Origin of the sequence: Nocardioides exalbidus (assembly GCF_900105585.1) — a bacterium.
GTDB classification, from domain to species: Bacteria; Actinomycetota; Actinomycetes; order Propionibacteriales; family Nocardioidaceae; genus Nocardioides; species Nocardioides exalbidus.
This window is the reverse complement of record NZ_FNRT01000002.1, coordinates 3,829,882-3,847,070: the sequence shown is the minus strand read 5'-3', so window position 1 is coordinate 3,847,070 and position 17,189 is coordinate 3,829,882. Positions and strand designations below refer to the sequence as shown.

The window sequence follows — 17,189 nt, the reverse complement described above, 5'->3', positions numbered from 1 at the left end:
GGCATGATGCGCCCGGAGGTGACATGCGTGTGAAGCCGCTACCCGAATCAGACGTGGTACGCCGGGTCGAAGGCGCGATGCTGCAGGCACGCGACGGCCGTGGCCAGGTGATCCGCGTTGCCTCGAGACGTGGCCTCGACGACGGCCGTCGGACGGCCGCGCGCCTGCGTGCTGAGGTGATCGACGTTCAGGCACGTCCCGGCTTGAGGTCCATTGCCTGTGGCGCACTCGTCGAGGCGCTGTCCACCCGATCACGTGACACACCTGGTGGTGGAATGCGTGAGCCGGCGTTGTCCGTCACAGCACCGCGCCGCTCGCTCGATCGTCTGGTTCGCAGCCTCGGTGCCGTGCTCACCGAACTCTCGTCATCGGCGCCCGTGGTGGTCGTTGTCCACGACGAGGCGTTGCTTGACCCGTGGTCGAGGCGCTGGCTCGCCGATGTCGACGCCAGCGCATCGAGCGGGGTCGTGTGGATCCTCGTCGAGAGCGCGGAGGTCGAGACCGGCAGCGACGATGGTGCGCAGATCGGGACCGAGGTGGCTCCCGCCGATGTGCTCTCCGGGGACGGGCTGCGAGTCGCACGGGTACTCGCTGCTGCGTACGTCGGCCTCGAGGCCGAGGAGCTGCAGGCCGTCACCGGCCTCGACCGCGAGAGTGCGGGCACGGCGATCGTCGCGCTGCAGGATGCGGGGCTGGTCGCCACACTCCAGCGACAGCACGTGCTCGTGGGCGAAGACGTGCGAACCGCCGTGCTTGGCCACCTCCCCACCGCGCTGGTGCTGGGCATCAAACGAGAGGTGGTCTCGTTCAAGGCGAAGCAGGCAGGGCTGGCTCCCTTTCTCGCGGACGCGGCCCTCGAACTGGTGCACCTCGGAGACCGGGAGATCATCGACCTTCTAGCGGATGCGATGGCTGCGACCGCGCTCTCCGATCCGGAGGCAGCAGCCGACTACGGACTGGCTGCCATCGAGCACGTCGACTCGTCCAGCGACCGTCTCGGGGCACTCGTGTGGGACCTTCTGCCACTGCTGTGGCGGACGGCGAGAAGAGAAGAGGCGCGTCGACTTGTCTCCCGAATCTTCATCGAGCGCGGGCAGGCCGAAGCGGAAGCGCGTGTCCTGATGTGGCTCGCGCGTCTCGAGCCGTCTCCTGCGGAAGCGCTCGAGCACACGCGTGCTGGTCTTGCTCTGCGAGACGTCAGCGATCTGACCCGGTCTCGCCTCCTGAGCGTGCAGCTGAGATGTCTGTCCACTCTGGGGCGCGCGGCCGAGGTCGACGAGCAGCTTCCGGCTGCGCTGGAGCTCGCCATCGCCTCGGGAGATCCTGACTCGATCTCACGACTTCGGACCTGTGACGCGATCCGGCACTTCTACCGCGGCGCGTTCACGACGGCGGCGCACCTGACCGAGACCGCAGAGTCGGAGTGGCGAGCCTCTGGGGCAAGGCAGGAGAATCGCGTTCCGGAGATGATCTGGGCACCGCATCTCGCTGCGGTGTTCGGGCAACCGGAGGTCGCGCTCAGGCGTGTGACCGGCCTGCTCGAGCAGGTGCACCTCGGTCGAGAGGCACTGGCGTCGCCGCTGCTCCACGCAGAACGCAGTCAGGTCATGCTCGCCTTGGGTCGCATCGAGGATGCCCGTGATGAGGCTGTCGTCGCGGCGGGGCAGTGGGAGCGAGTGTGGGGGACTGAAGTAGGTGTCAGCGACCGCCTCGCCGCGATCTTGTTGGCGGTGAGGGTGAAGGTCGCGTGGCACAGAGGCGAGAGGGTGGACCTGGCCGAGGTGAAGCAGGTACTGGCCCGGTCCACGCCGGCAGCTGGAACGGAGTCGGCGAAGCGACTGGACTGGTACCGCTTCCTCGTCGACGACGTCGACGGGTTCGTGGGAAGGGACCGCCTGGTGGACCCCGAGAACCTGCAGGTGGTGCCGTGGCTGGACCCCAGCGACGAAGTCATGATCGTGCGCGCCCTGCTCATGCAGGGATTCCGCTGGACTGCGGAGCAACAGGTGCAGAGAGCCCGCGAACGAGCGGCACGTGATGGCGGCGACCACCTCTTCGCCAGGACGATCGATGCGCACCTGCGAGGCATGTTCGAGTGGCGCCGGGACCTCCTGGAGAAGGCCGTCGTCGGCTGGCAGGAGCTGGCCCGCCCACTTCTGGTCCAGCACGCGCGATCCGACCTCGGATCCAAGCTCCTCGAAGATGGCCAACCGGGCGGGCTCGAGATGATGCTCGCGGCACAGACAGAGTTGGCCGCTCTGGGTGCGCACAGGGACGCATGGCGCATCCGTCAGTACCTGAGGTTGCGGGGCTTTCAGGTCGACCAGGCCGGAGCCGAAGCCCTGACGCCGATGGAGGCGCGGGTGGCGCAGACGGCTGTGCTGACCGGTCACACCGTCAGCCGCATGGCACACGATCTGGGGTTGTCTCCCCACACCGTGAGCACGCACCTGCGTCACATCTACCTCAAGCTGGGCATCACCTCGCGGGCGGAACTTTCTGCGTGGGCCGACGACGTCTGATGAGGCTGTCGTGCCCGCTACCGGGTCGCGTCCGCAAGGGTCCCTGACTGGCCACAGCTGCGCGAGCCGACCTCAGCTCGTCGTACGCGGACGCGACCCGGGGTGATCTCACGTGCGGTTCTTGGCAGGCACCAGGAGCGGGACGCCGAAGCGGTTGAACGCGTTGATCAGTGCCGTCTGCACGACCAGAGCGCCCAGCTCCTCGTCGTTGAACGCGTCGCGGACGCCGGCCCAGATCTCGTCGCTGACGCCGTGCTCGCTCAGGATCGTCGTAGCCTCGGCGTACTCGAGGGCGGCGCGCTCAGCGGCCGAGAACAAGGCGGACTCACGCCACGCGACGAGCTGGTAGATGCGGTCTGGTGCTTCTCCCGCGTCGAGTGCGTCGTGCGTGTGCAGGTCGATGCAGTGCACGCACCGGTTGATCTGGGACACCCGAAGCTTGACCAGCTCCAGGATGCTGTCGTCCAGCGGCGACTCGTGGAGTGCCTGGTCTGCCGCGTAGAGGGCTTTGGCCGCCTTGGGTGCTGCGGTCGCCAGATTCAGGCGGGGCTGTCGGGTGGTCATCATTCTCCTCGGTTCGATGGCGGAGCGCGAATGCGCTCCGTGAGGTCGACCGGGTAACTGATTCGGATGTGAGGGTGATGCGTGTCACTCTCGCTAGCGATCCGCGCGCTCGAGCGACTGCACCAGTTCGATCAGGGCACCACGACTGGCCACGCCGAACCGCGCGTAGATCCTCGAAAGGTGCACAGCCACCGTGTTCCTCGAGATCTGGAGGGCCTCGGCGATGTCGGCATTGCTGCGTCCTGCCTGCAGCTCACGAACCACGCGTTCCTCCGCAGCGGTCAGGTCCAGGGCCCGTCTGGTGTCGACTGCTGGTGCAGACCTGCTCCCGAGGCTGCGGAGGTACCTGTCCATGCGCGCAGCTTCGCGAGTGGCGCCCACGCTCTGCCACGTGCGTCGCGCCTCCTCGAGCGCTGCGATCGAGCCGGCTCGATCCTGCGCCAGATAGCCGAGGTCTTCGAGAGCCTGGGCCTGCAGGAGCGGCCGATGCAGATCCCGGTAGACGGTCATGGCGGCAGCAACGCCTTCAGCCTCTCCGCTGGCCAGCCCCACCGCGTGACTGGCGAGGGCGCTGGGGAACGACAGACCTGTCGTGCGTGCCACCGCCGTCAGCATGGCGAGGCCTCCGCTCTGATCTCCTTGGTTGAGCAAGGAGCTGCGCAAGGTGGCCAGCACGTCGTGGAGCGCGAGAAGGATCGAGTAGCCGGTCGAGCCGCTCTCCGGCTGGTCCATCGCTTCGGGTGGCGCAGTAGCCGTGGTGTCGTGGGGAGCCCGGGACGGTGCGCTCGCCCACCTTGGTGTCCACTCTGCCGGCAAGAGGTCGTTTGCAAGCGTCAATCCGGTCGCCACGGCGTCCAGTCGGGTGCGCTCGTCCTCGAGGTGGTTCTCCAGTGTCGCACCGAGCCGCACGAGCTCGGCCGTGTCGCCCCTCATGCGGGCCAGCTGGATCAGGCGGCTCAGGATGTTCGCTTCGGAGAACTCGGTGAGTCCGATCGCCAGACCAATGTGTCGCGCGGCGAGGAGCCCGTGGGCGGCGTCGATCAGCCGCCCTTGTTCCATGGCGAAGACTGCGCGAGACATGATCACGTGCGGAAGTGCGGCGACCTGTCCGCGTCGCTCGACGTAGTCGGCGCAGGAGTCGATGACGTGTTCGGACTCGGCGATGCGACCCAGGTCGACCAACGTCTTGGCGCGAAAGGTCCCTGAGAGCCACCCCATCGGTCCCAGGGTCTGGTTGGCGGGGTACTCGCTGCCGAGCGCGACGATACGAAGAACGGCCAGGGGATCTCCGTCAGCGGCAATCGCGACCGCACGGGCGAAGTCGGCCATGCTGCGGGCGCGTGGGTCGCCTGTCGCCGTGGCGGTCGCCGTGACGAGATCCAGCTGGGCGAGGTCGACGTCGCCGATCAGTGCCCTGCACGTGACGACCAGGGCGTGCAGGCGCGCGTGGTCCGCGGTCCCGGGCTCTGCGGCATCGAGCGTCCTCAGCGCCAACTCCATCGCCTCGAGCGGGTACGGGACCATGAGTGCTTCCGCGATCGCCGCACCGAGAGCCGTTGGGTGAGTGTCGCCGAGCTTCGCGGCGTACTCCTCGATCAAGCCGGGCCGACCCGACTGGAGCTCCAACAGCACCGTCCTGGCCTCGAGCTCTCCCGCTTCGGGGAGAGTGTGCGTGGCTCGGGCGGCTCTTCGACGACACAGGTCTGCCCCGGCAAGGAAGTCAGCCTGGGCCAGCACGTCCCACAGGCGCTCGAACGTGGTGTGGTCCACGTCGTCGAGCTCACCGTCGACGAGCAGCTCGCGGAGGCGACCGACCTTCCGAGAGGCCGTGTGCGACTCGATTCCGGCCGCGACGAGACGAGCCCACGTCCCTGGCTCCTGACGACTTCGCACCGCACGCCACGCTCGGTCCGACGCGAACACCAACTCGTGCGCCTCCGCGCGCAACACGCCTGAGTCGATGCTCAGCTCGACGGCCTCGAGGAGTGTGATGGCCGGTTGCCCGAGGGACGCGGCGACCTCGTTGAGGGTGAAGCGGCGGCCGAGAGCGGCACCGGCCGCCAGGACGGTCTCCGCCCTCGGATCGTGATGTGGGGCGTCAGGTGGAGCCGTTGACGACGCGGGAGGTGTCGTCGACGAAGACTCCGCGGACGTCCCGGCCGGCGGATCTTCGATGACGACCCACAGCACCGGAACAGATCCGAGGTCGGCTGGACGCAGCTCGGCGAGGACACGAGTGGTCGCGTCGCAAAGAGACGGTTCCCGGATGCAGACGACCACAGCGCTGGCTGCGTCCGCCGCGCTGGGCTGCGTGTCCTGCACGAGCTGGTACACCGACAGCGGATGCCCGGGTGAGGCATGGACGAGGTGCACGTCGCGTCCGGTGAGGTCTTCCTCAAGCGACGCCACGTAAGCGAGCTGGGCGTCACCGGTGACCCGGGCATGGTGGACACCGCCGCTACCCCGCACCAGGTCGGCGATCTTCGCGGACACGTCATCCCCGAGTCGCAACGGCTGCCTCTCCTCCCCACCAGCGCGATACAGGTCGCATGGCATCGACGACACGTGAGGCGACCCGAACCGCCATCCTTGGCCTCTACCCTAGAAGCACGAATCTTCCGTGGGCGGCCGAACTCACGTGGCGGGGTCGGGTCATTTGACTCGTGTGAGGTCACGGTGTCGGAGGCCATGCTGCCCGCATGAATCGCATCGTGGTGGTGGGTGGGGGATATGCAGGGTTCTACGCCGCGTGGTTCCTGGAGCGTCGCCTGCGCAAGGACGAAGCCGAGATCACGGTGGTGGACCCGCGTCCCTATATGACGTACCAACCCTTCTTGCCAGAGGTGGCCGCGGGTGCCATCGAGCCGAGGCACACGGTGGTCTCCCTGAGGCGGCACCTGCGCCGGACGACGCTGGTCCCCGCGTCCGCGACACGTATCGACCACTCCTCCCGGGTGGTGGAGGCGGTCACCGACGACGGCGCTCGCATCACCGTGCCGTACGACGTCGTCGTCGTCACCGCGGGCGTGGTCACCCGGACGTTGCCCATCGAGGGCCTGCTCGAACGCGCGATCGGACTCAAGAACGTCGAGGAAGCGGTGGCAATCCGCGACCGTGTCCTCACGGCGCTCGACCGTGCGGCGGCACTCCCGCCGGGCGCGCAGCGTCGGAAGCTGCTCTCCGTCGCATTCGTTGGCGGAGGCTTCACCGGTGTTGAGGGGGTTGCTGAGGTGATGACGTTCGCGCGGGAGTCCCTGCGCTACTACCCGGAGCTCAGCGTCCACGACCTGTCGTTCCATCTCGTGGAGGGAACCGATCGAATTCTTCCCGAGGTCGGCGAGCGGACGTCTCGCTGGGTGGTCGCCTTCCTGCGCTCGCAAGGAGCCACCATCCACCTCGCCGCCCAGGTCGAGTCGCTCGCGGGCGGCTCTGTCGTCCTCTCGAACGGAGTCACGTTCGACGCGGACCTGGTCGTGTGGACTGCCGGGAATGCGCCGAACCCCGTTGTCAGCCAGCACACGGACCTGCCGCTGGACGAACGTGGGTTCGTCCGAGTCCAGCCTGACCTGCGGGTGGCCGATGACGAGGGAGTCGTCGTGGGCGCGTGGGCGGCAGGGGACGTCGCCGCGGTTCCGGACCTGACGGCCGACCACCGCATGCGGACGGTGCCCAATGCGCAGCACGCCGTACGTCAGGGTCGTCTGCTCGCCGAGAACATCGCTGCGACCCTGCGTGGCGAACCCACCAAGCCGTACGTCCACCACAATCTCGGCGTCGTCGCGACCCTCGGCCACGGTCACGGCGTCTTCCAGTACAAGCGGCTGGTCATCAAGGGCTGGCCGGCCTGGGCCATGCACCGCGGCTACCACGTCCTGGCCGTGCCCACCTGGGAGCGGAAGGTCCGGGTGATGTTCGACTGGTTCTCCGCATTCGTCGGTCGCCGAGACGTGGTGTCGATGCTCAACAACCGGAATCCGCGGGAAGCCTTCGTGACAGGGGGTGACGTCGTGCACCCTTACGGTCTCCACGAGGTCGACGCCGAGGAGCTCGGGGCGTGACGCGCCGCATCTTCACGCCGTACGAGCCGACCACCACCGCCGGAGAGATCGTCCGCGGCCTGGACCTGACCGGTCGCCGTGCCTTGATCACCGGAGGGGCTTCGGGGATCGGCCGCGAGACCAGCCGCGCACTCGCCGGATGCGGTGCGGACGTCACCATCGCCGTCCGCAACCTCGACCAGGGCACAGAGGTCGCCGCGCAGATAGCTGCCGAGACCCACAATCCGTGGGTGCGCGCCGTCCACGTCGACCTCACCGACCTCGGCTCCGTCCACGCCCTCGTCACATCCTGGGACGGACCGCTCCACGTGCTGGTGAACAACGCGGGCGTGATGGCGCTCCCGCAACGAGACCTGTCCGCCCTTGGCTTCGAGCAGCAGTTCATGGCCAACTTCCTCGGACACTTCGCACTGGCGAACGGTCTCCGACCGGCGCTCGCGCAGGAGAGTGGGCGCATCGTGTCGGTGAGCTCGTCGGCCCACCTGTTCTCGCCGGTCGTCTTCGACGACATCAACTTCGACTTCCGGCCGTACGACCCACGTCTCGCCTACGCCCAGTCGAAGACAGCAGTCGTGCTGTTCGCCATGGGCGCGCACCAGCGATGGTCACGAGATGCCATCACATCCAACGCCCTCAACCCCGGTGCCATCGCCACGCCGCTGCAACGCCATGTCGGTGGAACGCTCGCCACGCCGCCGGATCTGCAGAAGACGGTCGAGCAGGGCGCCTCGACCAGCATCCTCCTGGCAGCCAGCCCCGCGCTCGACGGAGTCGGCGGTCGCTACTTCAACGACAACCAGGAGGCCGAGACGGTCGACAGCAGGCCGGCAGACGTCCAGGACCTGAACAACGCGGTCGCGCGGTACGCCCTCGACTCCCGCAACGCGGATCGTCTGTGGGGCATGGCTGAGCGGGCAGTGGCGGCGGCCGCTACGTAAGATCCGCGCCGGCCATCAGCAGTGCTGTGTCGGCGACAGCCACCACGATCGCGGACGGACCGCAGCACACCACCTCGCCCGGGAACGCGTGGGTCACTGCGCGGCCGTCCGAGACACGAATGCGGCCGACCAGCACCTGAAGTGTCCGCAGCCCAGTGTGTTCCAGCGGCGCGGCGGTGCCGGCACGGAGCGCCACCAGGCTGTCTCCGTGTCGCGACGGCGACGGCACTCGGGCCGAGCTCAACCCGGCCGTGGAGTGCACCGCTCGTCGCAGCTCACGACGGGCCAGGCTCAACAGGCTGTACTTCACCGTTGCGACGTGGCCGTCGGCTTCCAGACCTGGAGAGGACCTCAGGGGCGAAACGTGCACGATGCTCTCCCTTCGCCTGTCGCGGACTCACTGAACCTAGAGGCCGTGTGACCGCACACGCCCAAGTCGATCGACCGGCGATGATGCAGGTCGAACGACCCTCAGCCCCTTGCCGCCGCAGACGCCACCATCGCCGCATGCAGACCTTTCCGATCGTGATCGCGTACGACGAATCGCCCGACGCTCGCAGGGCACTCATCTGGGCAGCAACCGAAGCCGTCGACTCGAAGCGACCACTCCTCGTGCTGATGATCGAGGACGTCCAGGAGACACCGACAGCTCCCGGCGTGGCCGGGAAGGTGCCCAGCCTGGTGCCGCACGCGCTGGAGGAAGCACGCACCCTCATCGCTGATCTCGGGGTGCCGTCAGTGCAGTTCGAGCACCGCCTCGGCCGCGTCGTGAGCGTCCTTCTGGGCATCGCGGACTCGGCTGCCTGCGTCGTGATGGGAAGCCACGGGCACGGACCATTCGGAGAAGCGATGCTGGGCTCGGTGAGCAACAACGTGGCCCGTCACGCGACCTGCCCGGTCGTCGTCGTCCGGCAACCGCGTGTCACCGGAGCCAGACGCATCGTGGTGGGAGTGGACGGCTCACCGCACAGCAACGCGGCGCTCGAGTACGCATGCGCGCGAGCCGAACGGACCTTGGAGAAGGTCTTCGCCGTCCACGCCACCCATCACGACGACCTGTCGGCTCTGGGAGAGCGGTACGAGTCGCTTCACGCCGACCAGGATCGGCTGCAGGAGACGATCCACGAAGCTGCCGCCTCGGCGCGGCGCAAGCATCCAGACGTCCACGTCGAGGTGGAGGAATGGCCCGGCGCGCCCGCACGAGCACTCGCCGATGCTTCGAGGAATGCCTCACTGCTCGTCGTCGGATCCCGGGGTCGCGGGTACGTCAACGGTCTGCTGCTGGGCTCCGTGAGCCAGGCCGCCCTGCACCGTGCGCAGTGCCCGGTGGCTGTCGTTCGCTAGACCTCGTCTCAGGACGTGTGCCACCGCCTGCGTGGCAACGCCGAACCTCCGCGTGAAAGGAACCACGAATGCTTCGCCATCTGCTCGCCCCGACCGTCGAGGTCTCCGCCCACTGCGACCTTCCCTGCGGCGTCTACGACCCCGCCCAGGCACGCATCGAGGCCGAGTCGATCAAGGCCGTCATCGCCAAGGTCAACGACAGCGACGACCCCGACTTTCGCACCCGCGCGATCCTTATCAAGGAGCAGCGCTCCGAGCTCGTCAAGCACCACCTGTGGGTGCTGTGGACCGACTACTTCAAGCCCCCGCACTTCGAGAAGTACCCCCAGCTCCACACGCTGCTCAACGAGGCCACCAAGCTCGCCGGCGCCACCGGCGCCAAGGGCACGATGGACGCCGAGGTCGCCGACCAGCTCCTCGCCAAGATCGACGAGATCGCGGAAATCTTCTGGGAGACGAAGAGGGCCTGAGTTGGTGTCTGGTCACGACACGCTTCTCCTACACCCGGTTTGACAGGCTGACTGCATGCGCGTCGTAGCACTCGACCAGGCTGTGCGGAATGTCGCCGAGCACACCTCAGCCCTTGGGGGCGGCCCTACGCCGAGGATCATCGCGAGCGGCAACTTCGCGACCCCGGTCTCTTTGCTCGAGCCGTTGATCATGGAGATGCCTCACGTCCGGCTGCACGCACTCAACGCTCAGCCCGATATCCCGCTCCACGATGGCGTCATCCCCGAGACGACGTTCGTTGGACCCGGGTTCCGGGGACACCCACGGTTGTCGTACGTCCCGTGCCGACTGTCGATGGTGCCGCGTCTCTTCCGTGGGCCGCTCGCGCCCGACGTTGTTGTCGTGCACACCACGGCGCCTCGCAACGGGCAGGTGTCGCTCGGGCTGGAGGTCAACGTGTTGCCAGCCGCGATCGAGGCGGCCAGGCAGCGGGGCACGCTCGTCGTGGCACAACTCAACCCCCGTATGCCGTGGACCTACGGCGACGCGGTGATCTCGGTCGACGACATCGATCTCGGCGTCGAGGTCGACGCACCACTGACGACCCACACGGCCCGGCCGCCCGGGGACGACTCGCGGCTCATCGGGTCGCGAGTCGCCACCGAGATCGGGGACGGCGCCACGCTCCAAGCCGGCATCGGCGAGGTGCCGGACGCCACCATCGCAGGCGTGCTCGAGCGGCGAGGGCTGAAGGTGTGGACGGAGATGTTCAGCGACAGCGTCCTCGCCCTGGAACAGGCAGGTGCACTGGACCGCGGCACCCCGGTGCGTACGTCCTTCGTGTTCGGCAGCCATGAGCTCTACGACTGGGTCAACGACAACCCGCGGGTGCAGATGCTGCGGACCGAGACCACCAACGCACCGGCCAAGATCGCCCAGCAGCCCGGTATGACGTCGATCAACACCGCCCTACAGGTCGACCTGTTCGACCAGGCAAACGCGTCACGCATCAGCGCCCGGATCTACAGCGGATTCGGAGGGCAGACCGATTTCACAGTGGGCGCGAGCCACGCGCCGGGTGGCCGGGCATTCATGGCGCTGCGCAGCTGGCATCCACGAGCGGACGTGTCGACGATCGTGCCGCTGATCGACGAGCCGGTGACCTCCTTCCAGCACAGCGCCGTCGTCACCGAGCAGGGGGTCGCGTGGATCTGGGGACGTGACGAACGGGCCCAGGCCCGCAACCTCATCGAGCACGCCGCCCACCCCAGCGTGCGCGACGACCTCTGGGAGGAAGCGCGGGCGCTCGGGCTTGCCTGAGCGCAGCAGGCTGGAATGTCCTCGTGCGTGGCACGCGTGGGTGGCCCACTGCAGCCACTCGAGTCGGTCCAGTCTCAGGGTCGTTCGACCGACCTCCGGGGTCGTGGCTGCACTCCGGCGCGCCGCCTACGACGCGCTGATGGCGAGACCCATACGGGCGATAGCCTCAGACGACGTCCTCGCAGGGCGAGCGACTTGAGTCGTGGCACGCTTATGGACCGTAAACCCCGGCAAAGTGCATCTAGTGTCGCCACTCGTCGACAGAGGGTGCGCGTTGGCCCGTGGCGCCGATCAGGTCCTTTGCGCAGGTCAGAGCCCTAGCCAGCGCGACATCACAAAGCCGGAGCCCGTGGCTGGAACCGCTCGATGAATATCAGGGGGTCGCAGGTTCAAATCCTGTCAGCCCGACCGAATCGAAGCCCCTGACCTGCGGAGACGCGGGTCAGGGGCTTCGTCGTGCTCGGACCGGACATCCGGGGTGCTCTGAGCCGTTACTCGATGGGTCACCGTGGACGGACGGTTGGTCCGGTCGCTCGCGTCATCGGCTATGCGGCTCGCCTCGACCTCGGGTGCTCGAACCTGCCGCGCTGTACACGTTCGACGACACGACGGGTGGCGGCGATCACCGCAGCGCGTCGTGCCGCACGGACCGGGTCGAGGCGACGAGCTGTCATCGCTGGTTCCGCATCACGAACTGGACCCGATCGCCTTCCCCGGCCACGGCGTCGAGGAGGTGTCCGTCGAGACGCGGCTCGGCCTCGGGGTCGACGTACACGCGTGCGCCGTCGGTCTCCGCGACACGGTCACCGGCTTCGGGTGCAGCGACAGCGCGAACTGAGAGCCGGCCGGCACGAGACTCCCGACCGGCGATCCGCAGGCCCGACCGGTGCCCGATCCGAGGGTTCGCCGTGATGCGTCGTACGACGTCACGTGCGCGGGAAGTCATGGTGATCATGTCATCTCCTGTCGCTCCTGATGGACGTGGTCGCGGCCCGTGCGCCGCGTTACGTCCATCAAGACACCCGCCTCCCGGCCGGCACAAGGAAGTCGACGGACGTGGACGAGAACGGGCGCGGCGTTGTCACCCGCCGGTCACAGGACCGTCATGTTCATCCGTCCGGGCATCCCAAGGAGGCGGAGCCCGTGCCTCCGGGCCGAAGTTGTTGCGGCAGCAGCTCGACGTAGTCGTCCGGACTCACGACGCCGCTCGCGAGAGCACCTCCGGGCAGGGGAACATCGACGTCTCGCGCCGAGGTGACGAACCTGACGGAGTCGACGTCAGGCGTCGAGGTGATCGAGAGCACCACCTGTCCGACCGCGAGAGGCAGCCGTTCGGCGTCCACGTCGTCCAGCGGGTCCAGCCCGACGACGGCTACGCCGCCCTCGATGCCGACGAGGGTGAGCTGAGCGGTCGACGGCACGGCCGAGGCGAGGCCCTCGCCGCGTGGCGCGCTGTCGGGAGAGGCCGAGAGCAGGCGCAGGAGGGTGCGGATGACGTCGGCTGTCGCCTGGTCGCAGGACAGGTCTGTCACCGCGGGCACCAACCGGTCGTCGGGGCGCAACCAGAACACGACCGGAACCATCCGGGCCACCTCGGGGCTGTCGGACGTCGGTTCCGAGCTGCGGTCGTCCGGGCGCAGCAGGTTGTAGGGCACGGTGGCGTCGTCGATCTCCCGGGCCCGCCCCTCGTCGGGAAGCCCGCAGCCACCGACGCCCAGCCCCAGGCCGAGCAGGATGCCCAGCGCGGTCGTCCTCCGTGAAGTCGTCCGGCCTGCCCGGCGAAGCGACCGCGTCACGAGGTCGGCTCCCGCTCAGGCTGCCGTGGCAGGCGTACGACGAACTGCGCGCCTCCGAGCTCGGCGTCCTCGCACCAGACCTGGCCTCCGTGCCTGCCGACGGTCTCCGCGACGATGCTGAGTCCGAGACCGCTCCCGGTGCCCACCTTCGTCCCACCCGCACGCGCGAACCGTTCGAAGATGCGTCGACGCTCGTGCGGCGCGACCCCGGGGCCTGCGTCGCTCACGACGATGTCGACGTGGTGCGGCGTGGCGCTGACGTCGACATGCGAGAGGCCTCCACCGTGCAGGTCCGCGTTGCGGAGGAGGTTGACCAGCGCGCGCACCATCTGCGGCCGGTCGACGACCACCCGTGCGATTGCGGCATCGCGCTCCCCGCCCACCGAACCGGGGGAGGTGCCCGCCGTCGCCAGCGCGTGCCTCACCAGGTCGCCGACCTCGGTCGGGACGAGAGCGGACTCGTTGATTCCGGCATCGAGCCTCCCCAGCGCGAGCAGGTCCTCCAGAGCCATGCGGAACCGAGCCAGCTCGTCCGACATCAGGGCTACGGCGCTGCGAGCCTGTGGGTCGAGGTTCCGGCCGCGCTGGAGGAGGGCCAGGCTGGTGGTCAGGGTCGTCAGCGGGGTGCGCAGCTCGTGGCTCACGTCCGAGGCGAAGCGCGCGTCCCGCTCGATGCGCTCGCGGAGCGCGTCCACCATGTTGTTGAAGGAGGCGACGAGCTCTGAGAGGTCCGGGTCGTCGGTATCGCGCAGCCTCCGTTCGAGGTCTCCGGCCGAGATGGCCACGGCGGCACCGGTGACGTCGCGCAGGGGCGCGAGCACGCGTCTGCTGGCCGCGCGACCCAGGGCAGCACCCGCGACCGTGGTCAGGGCCGCCCCGATCGCGAGCGCCAGCGCCAGCGTGTGCAGGGTCGCGTCCAGCTCGTCGGCCACCGCCACCTCGAAGTACTCGGCGTCGACAGTCGGCAGGGGAATACCCACCACCACGGCGTGCGGGTCTGTCCGGTCGGTCCACCCGAGACCGACGGACCCGCCTGCGACCACCTCCCGAACCACCGCGGTGAGTCCTTCGCCGGACTGGTCGAGGGTCGAGGAGTACCACTGACCTCCGCTGCGGACGTACATGGAGGCACCCGCAGGCGGCGACACCGCGCCGAGGGCTTCGCTCACACCCTTGTCGGACGTGGCCAGCCCGTCACGGACGAGGGCCGCATCGGCGTACGCCTGACGAAGGGCGGTGCGCTCACGCTGCTCGACGAGCAGCTGCCTCGCAGAGACGTAGGTCCCGACGGAGAGGGCGATCGAGAGGAGCAGGGCGCCGAGCGCGAAGGCGGCGGTCACCGACGACCGCAGGCCATGGCGGCCGAGCTTGAAGATCACCGGACGTCGAGTCGGTAGCCCAGCCCCCGGACCGTGACCAGGGTCCGGGGCTCGCCGGGGTCGAGCTCAAGCTTCTTGCGCAGCCGTCGTACGTGCACGTCGACGATCCGGTCGTCGCCGAAGAATCCCCGCTCCCACACGTGATCCAGCAGGGACGTGCGACTGAGCACGCGGCCGACGTTGTCGGACAGCACCGTGAGCAGCTTGTACTCGGTCATCGTCAGGTGGATCTCGCGATCGCCGCGCCGCAGGTGTGCCGCAGCCCGGTCGAAGACGAGCGGACCGTCCACGGAATCGAGCACGACCACCTCACCGGCCAGCTCGTCACCCTCGCTCGCAGGACCAGCGCCGGTGCCCGTCGCCAGGGCGGGCCGGCGCAACAACGCGCGTAGTCGTGCCTGGACCTCCGCGACGTCGAACGGCTTGGTCACGTAGTCGTCTGCGCCCGCCTCGAGGGCTGCCACGATGTCCTCGACCCCGTCCCGCGCACTCATGACCACGATCGGCGCGTCGGTGAGCGGTCGGGCTCGACGGATGAAGGTGAAGCCGTCCACGCCTCCCAGCATCAGGTCCACCAGCATGATGTCCAGCCGTGTCGCCCGAACCACGTCGAGGGCGGACTCAGCGTCACCAGCCTCGTGCACGCCGTAGCCGTCGTCCTCCAGCAGCAGCCGCAGGGACGCGCGCAGTCCCACGTCGTCCTCGAGGACGAGCACCTGTGCACTGATACCGACCATGTGGCCATCGTGTCCGAGGACCGGGTGGCGGTGGTAGTGCCGAGCCCATTGTCACGCAACTGCAATGGCAGCGCGGAGCGATCGTCATGTCCGGCTGGCAGCGTCGTCGGCTCCAGCAACGGGACATGGAGGGGAGCGGGATGGTGTCCATCACACACGAGCTTGTGCCTCTGGGAGCGGGCTCGCTCGGCCTGGCTCGGGAAGAGGACGACGTACGCGGGATGGCCGTCCTGGACGTCCGCGACCACCGCGTGGGCGAGGTGGAGGAGATCCTCGTCGACCCCGTGGAGCGGCGCGCTCGCCTGCTGGTCGTGTCGTCGGGTGGGATCCTCGGACTGGACGACCACCATCGGCTCGTGCCGGTGGACGCCGTCTCACGTGTGCGCGCACACGTCAGGCTCGAGCGCAGCGACCTGCACGTCGAAGCGGGGTTCGAGTACCAGCCGGAGCCGCAGGGCCCGGTGGACTACTCGCCCGTGTACAGCTACTTCGGCTACGCGCCGTTCTGGGAGCACGGCTACCAGGAGCCGTACTTCCACGACCGTCGCCGGTGATCTGCTCGCCGCGTGAGAAGCGGCGAGCACGGGGGAAGAAGCCCTCGGGTTGGGGAACCCGAGGGCTTCGCCCCGCTGGGCCCGGACAGCCTTGACGCACCGCTCAGCGCAGTCCGTCGTCGGTCGGCTCGGGAGCTGTCCCGGGACCGAGGCTGGTCCGGTCAGCGGAGAAGGACGCGAGTGCTCGGCCAACGACCTCCCGGTGGACGGGCAGAGCGGCGAGGTACAGGTCCCGCAGCATGACGCCGAGCCGCCGCTGCACCCGGTCGACGTCCGCGCCCCAGTGTGCGATCTCGTCGACGGCCAGACCGATGAGGTCCGCGAGCCCCGGCTGTGGGACGTGCACCGCCAGTCGACCCGATGAGTCAACCGTCTGCCGTGGCGCGAGCGGTCGAGTCACGAGCCGGCGCAGGAGGTCGTGCAGCTGATCGATGACCTGGACTGCGGTGGTCGGGTCGTTGATCCCTGGAGAGAGTGCACGCTCGGCGATGTCGACGAGCTGACGCAGCCCGAACCCCACGTCCTCGTCGAGTGCGCGCTCCTCTCCGAGGTGGACAGCCGACCTGAGTGCGCCGTCGTCGGGTGGACGACCACCATGAACTTCCAAGAGCGGCGCCCCTCCGGGCACGAACTCGCCCACCGCGCGCAGCAGGCAGATGGTCGTCCCGTCCTTCTCGGCGAGGACGGCCAGCGCTTCGTCGTCGACCTGCTGGACCACTCCGGGTCGATTCGCGGTCACGCGGTGGGACGCGGTGCGAGGCACCGGCCGCAGAGCCCGTGACTCCGCGTCCTGGGGGTACCGGCTCTCGAGCACCGCACGGGTCTCCTCACCGATGCGGTCCACTATGGAGGCCGCGCGGATCGACTGGGCCACGTGGTCGATGTAGAAGAGGAAGACCACCACGCTGGCCAGCACGAACCCGAACGCCACCGTGACCGAGATCTGTGGCACCGACGCCTCGGTCTGGGCGGTGCCGCGCACGGAGCGAAGCACGACCAAGGCGTAGACGAACGTGGCGACGAAGACGCCGAGTGCGATCTGGATGATCCAGTCGCGCAGGAGCGTGCGGAGGACACGTGGGGAGAACTGGCTGCTCGTCAGTTGGAGCACCACGATGGTGATCGAGAACACCAAGCCGGTGAACGAGATCATCGACGTGATGATGGCCGAGAGCAGTGCTCGTGCCCCTTCGGGCCCTCCGGCAAAGAGGAACGGCACCGTCAGCGAGGTGTCGAACCAGTCATCCAATGCCGTGAGGGAGAGCCCGAGGGCTCCGGCGAGGGCGGCGCACAGGAGCGGCACCGCCCAGAACTTGTCCCGCAAGCGTCTCAAGCTGCGCATCATCTGCTTCTCTCCTGGTGCCGGCACCCTCGCCGAGGAGGGTCGAGGTCCCGGCGCTGTGGGACGCAACAAGAACTGTACCGACGAGCTCGTGCGCAGCCCGCCTCTCGCTCCGCAAAACGTGCGTCGGTCGCGCGACAATTGGACGTCAAGGCTGTGACAGACGTTGCAATCCGAAACTGGTC

General features: G+C 68.4%; 15 protein-coding genes. 7 read left to right on the top strand and 8 right to left on the bottom strand.

All coding sequences use genetic code 11. The features are described from left to right. Positions 1-23 precede the first annotated feature (23 nt). On the top strand, positions 24-2,522 hold the full coding sequence (locus tag BLV76_RS22695) for a helix-turn-helix domain-containing protein (protein ID WP_175539745.1): 2,499 nt from the start codon (positions 24-26) through the stop codon (positions 2,520-2,522). Between the two features lie 108 nt (positions 2,523-2,630). On the opposite strand, the gene BLV76_RS18665 is transcribed toward BLV76_RS22695, so the two are convergent. Next, positions 2,631-3,086, bottom strand: a complete 456-nt coding sequence (locus BLV76_RS18665) for a carboxymuconolactone decarboxylase family protein (RefSeq protein ID WP_217630393.1) — start codon at positions 3,084-3,086, stop codon at positions 2,631-2,633. Between the two features lie 93 nt (positions 3,087-3,179). After that, entirely contained in the window at positions 3,180-5,579 is a 2,400-nt protein-coding gene (locus BLV76_RS18660; protein ID WP_175539744.1) for a helix-turn-helix domain-containing protein, read from the bottom strand. A gap of 206 nt (positions 5,580-5,785) precedes the next feature. Here BLV76_RS18660 and BLV76_RS18655 point away from each other — a divergent pair, with 206 nt between their 5' ends. Continuing rightward, positions 5,786-7,144, top strand: coding sequence for an NAD(P)/FAD-dependent oxidoreductase (locus BLV76_RS18655; protein WP_090971055.1), 1,359 nt, complete (start codon positions 5,786-5,788; stop codon positions 7,142-7,144). Continuing rightward, positions 7,141-8,082, top strand: a complete 942-nt coding sequence (locus BLV76_RS18650) for an SDR family NAD(P)-dependent oxidoreductase (RefSeq protein WP_090971053.1) — start codon at positions 7,141-7,143, stop codon at positions 8,080-8,082. Before BLV76_RS18655 ends, BLV76_RS18650 begins: the two co-directional genes overlap by 4 nt. Here the strand turns inward: BLV76_RS18650 and BLV76_RS18645 are convergent. Next, positions 8,075-8,392 (bottom strand): hypothetical protein, encoded by a 318-nt coding sequence (locus tag BLV76_RS18645; protein ID WP_139306630.1) that lies wholly within the window; start codon positions 8,390-8,392, stop codon positions 8,075-8,077. The two genes, BLV76_RS18650 and BLV76_RS18645, sit on opposite strands and share 8 nt — an antisense overlap. A 197-nt stretch (positions 8,393-8,589) precedes the next feature. Here BLV76_RS18645 and BLV76_RS18640 point away from each other — a divergent pair, with 197 nt between their 5' ends. The 3 genes from BLV76_RS18640 to BLV76_RS18630 all read left to right on the top strand — a co-directional run bounded on the left by BLV76_RS18640 (position 8,590) and on the right by BLV76_RS18630 (position 11,196). Continuing rightward, a complete protein-coding gene (locus BLV76_RS18640) occupies positions 8,590-9,426 on the top strand; it encodes a universal stress protein (RefSeq protein WP_175539743.1) in 837 nt (278 codons plus the stop codon). Positions 9,427-9,494: 68 nt separating this feature from the next. Next, positions 9,495-9,896, top strand: coding sequence for a superoxide dismutase, Ni (gene sodN / locus BLV76_RS18635; RefSeq protein WP_090971049.1), 402 nt, complete (start codon positions 9,495-9,497; stop codon positions 9,894-9,896). Between the two features lie 190 nt (positions 9,897-10,086). Next, complete coding sequence (locus BLV76_RS18630; RefSeq protein WP_245734946.1) at positions 10,087-11,196, top strand: acetyl-CoA hydrolase/transferase family protein; 1,110 nt, start codon at positions 10,087-10,089, stop codon at positions 11,194-11,196. Between the two features lie 670 nt (positions 11,197-11,866). Here the strand turns inward: BLV76_RS18630 and BLV76_RS22245 are convergent. The 4 genes from BLV76_RS22245 to BLV76_RS18610 all read right to left on the bottom strand — a co-directional run bounded on the left by BLV76_RS22245 (position 11,867) and on the right by BLV76_RS18610 (position 15,108). Then, positions 11,867-12,151 (bottom strand): hypothetical protein, encoded by a 285-nt coding sequence (locus BLV76_RS22245; RefSeq protein ID WP_139306628.1) that lies wholly within the window; start codon positions 12,149-12,151, stop codon positions 11,867-11,869. Positions 12,152-12,305: 154 nt separating this feature from the next. After that, on the bottom strand, positions 12,306-12,992 hold the full coding sequence (locus BLV76_RS18620) for a GerMN domain-containing protein (RefSeq protein WP_090971043.1): 687 nt from the start codon (positions 12,990-12,992) through the stop codon (positions 12,306-12,308). Further along, the gene (locus BLV76_RS18615; protein WP_090971041.1) at positions 12,989-14,371 is read right to left on the bottom strand and encodes a sensor histidine kinase; all 1,383 of its coding nucleotides are present in this window, start codon (positions 14,369-14,371) and stop codon (positions 12,989-12,991) included. The genes BLV76_RS18620 and BLV76_RS18615 overlap by 4 nt, the downstream gene beginning before the upstream one ends. Beyond that, entirely contained in the window at positions 14,368-15,108 is a 741-nt protein-coding gene (locus tag BLV76_RS18610) for a response regulator transcription factor (protein WP_245734755.1), read from the bottom strand. Before BLV76_RS18610 ends, BLV76_RS18615 begins: the two co-directional genes overlap by 4 nt. Positions 15,109-15,194: 86 nt before the next feature. Between BLV76_RS18610 and BLV76_RS18605 the strand changes: the two genes are divergently transcribed. Continuing rightward, positions 15,195-15,662 (top strand): PRC-barrel domain-containing protein, encoded by a 468-nt coding sequence (locus BLV76_RS18605; protein WP_090971039.1) that lies wholly within the window; start codon positions 15,195-15,197, stop codon positions 15,660-15,662. Positions 15,663-15,765: 103 nt separating this feature from the next. Here the strand turns inward: BLV76_RS18605 and BLV76_RS18600 are convergent, their stop codons facing one another. Then, positions 15,766-17,145: a DUF2254 domain-containing protein gene (locus tag BLV76_RS18600; RefSeq protein WP_175539742.1), complete on the bottom strand. Its 1,380-nt coding sequence runs from the start codon at positions 17,143-17,145 to the stop codon at positions 15,766-15,768. Positions 17,146-17,189 lie beyond the last annotated feature (44 nt).

Bases quoted from the DNA above. Each gene is read 5' to 3' on its own strand.
- BLV76_RS22695 (WP_175539745.1), top strand. From the start codon at position 24: ATGCGTGTGAAGCCGCTACCCGAATCAGACGTGGTACGCCGGGTCGAA.
- BLV76_RS18665 (WP_217630393.1), bottom strand. From the start codon at position 3,086: ATGACCACCCGACAGCCCCGCCTGAATCTGGCGACCGCAGCACCCAAG.
- BLV76_RS18655 (WP_090971055.1), top strand. From the start codon at position 5,786: ATGAATCGCATCGTGGTGGTGGGTGGGGGATATGCAGGGTTCTACGCC.
- BLV76_RS18640 (WP_175539743.1), top strand. From the start codon at position 8,590: ATGCAGACCTTTCCGATCGTGATCGCGTACGACGAATCGCCCGACGCT.
- sodN (WP_090971049.1), top strand. From the start codon at position 9,495: ATGCTTCGCCATCTGCTCGCCCCGACCGTCGAGGTCTCCGCCCACTGC.
- BLV76_RS18630 (WP_245734946.1), top strand. From the start codon at position 10,087: ATGGAGATGCCTCACGTCCGGCTGCACGCACTCAACGCTCAGCCCGAT.
- BLV76_RS22245 (WP_139306628.1), bottom strand. From the start codon at position 12,151: ATGATCACCATGACTTCCCGCGCACGTGACGTCGTACGACGCATCACG.
- BLV76_RS18610 (WP_245734755.1), bottom strand. From the start codon at position 15,108: ATGGTCGGTATCAGTGCACAGGTGCTCGTCCTCGAGGACGACGTGGGA.
- BLV76_RS18605 (WP_090971039.1), top strand. From the start codon at position 15,195: ATGTCCGGCTGGCAGCGTCGTCGGCTCCAGCAACGGGACATGGAGGGG.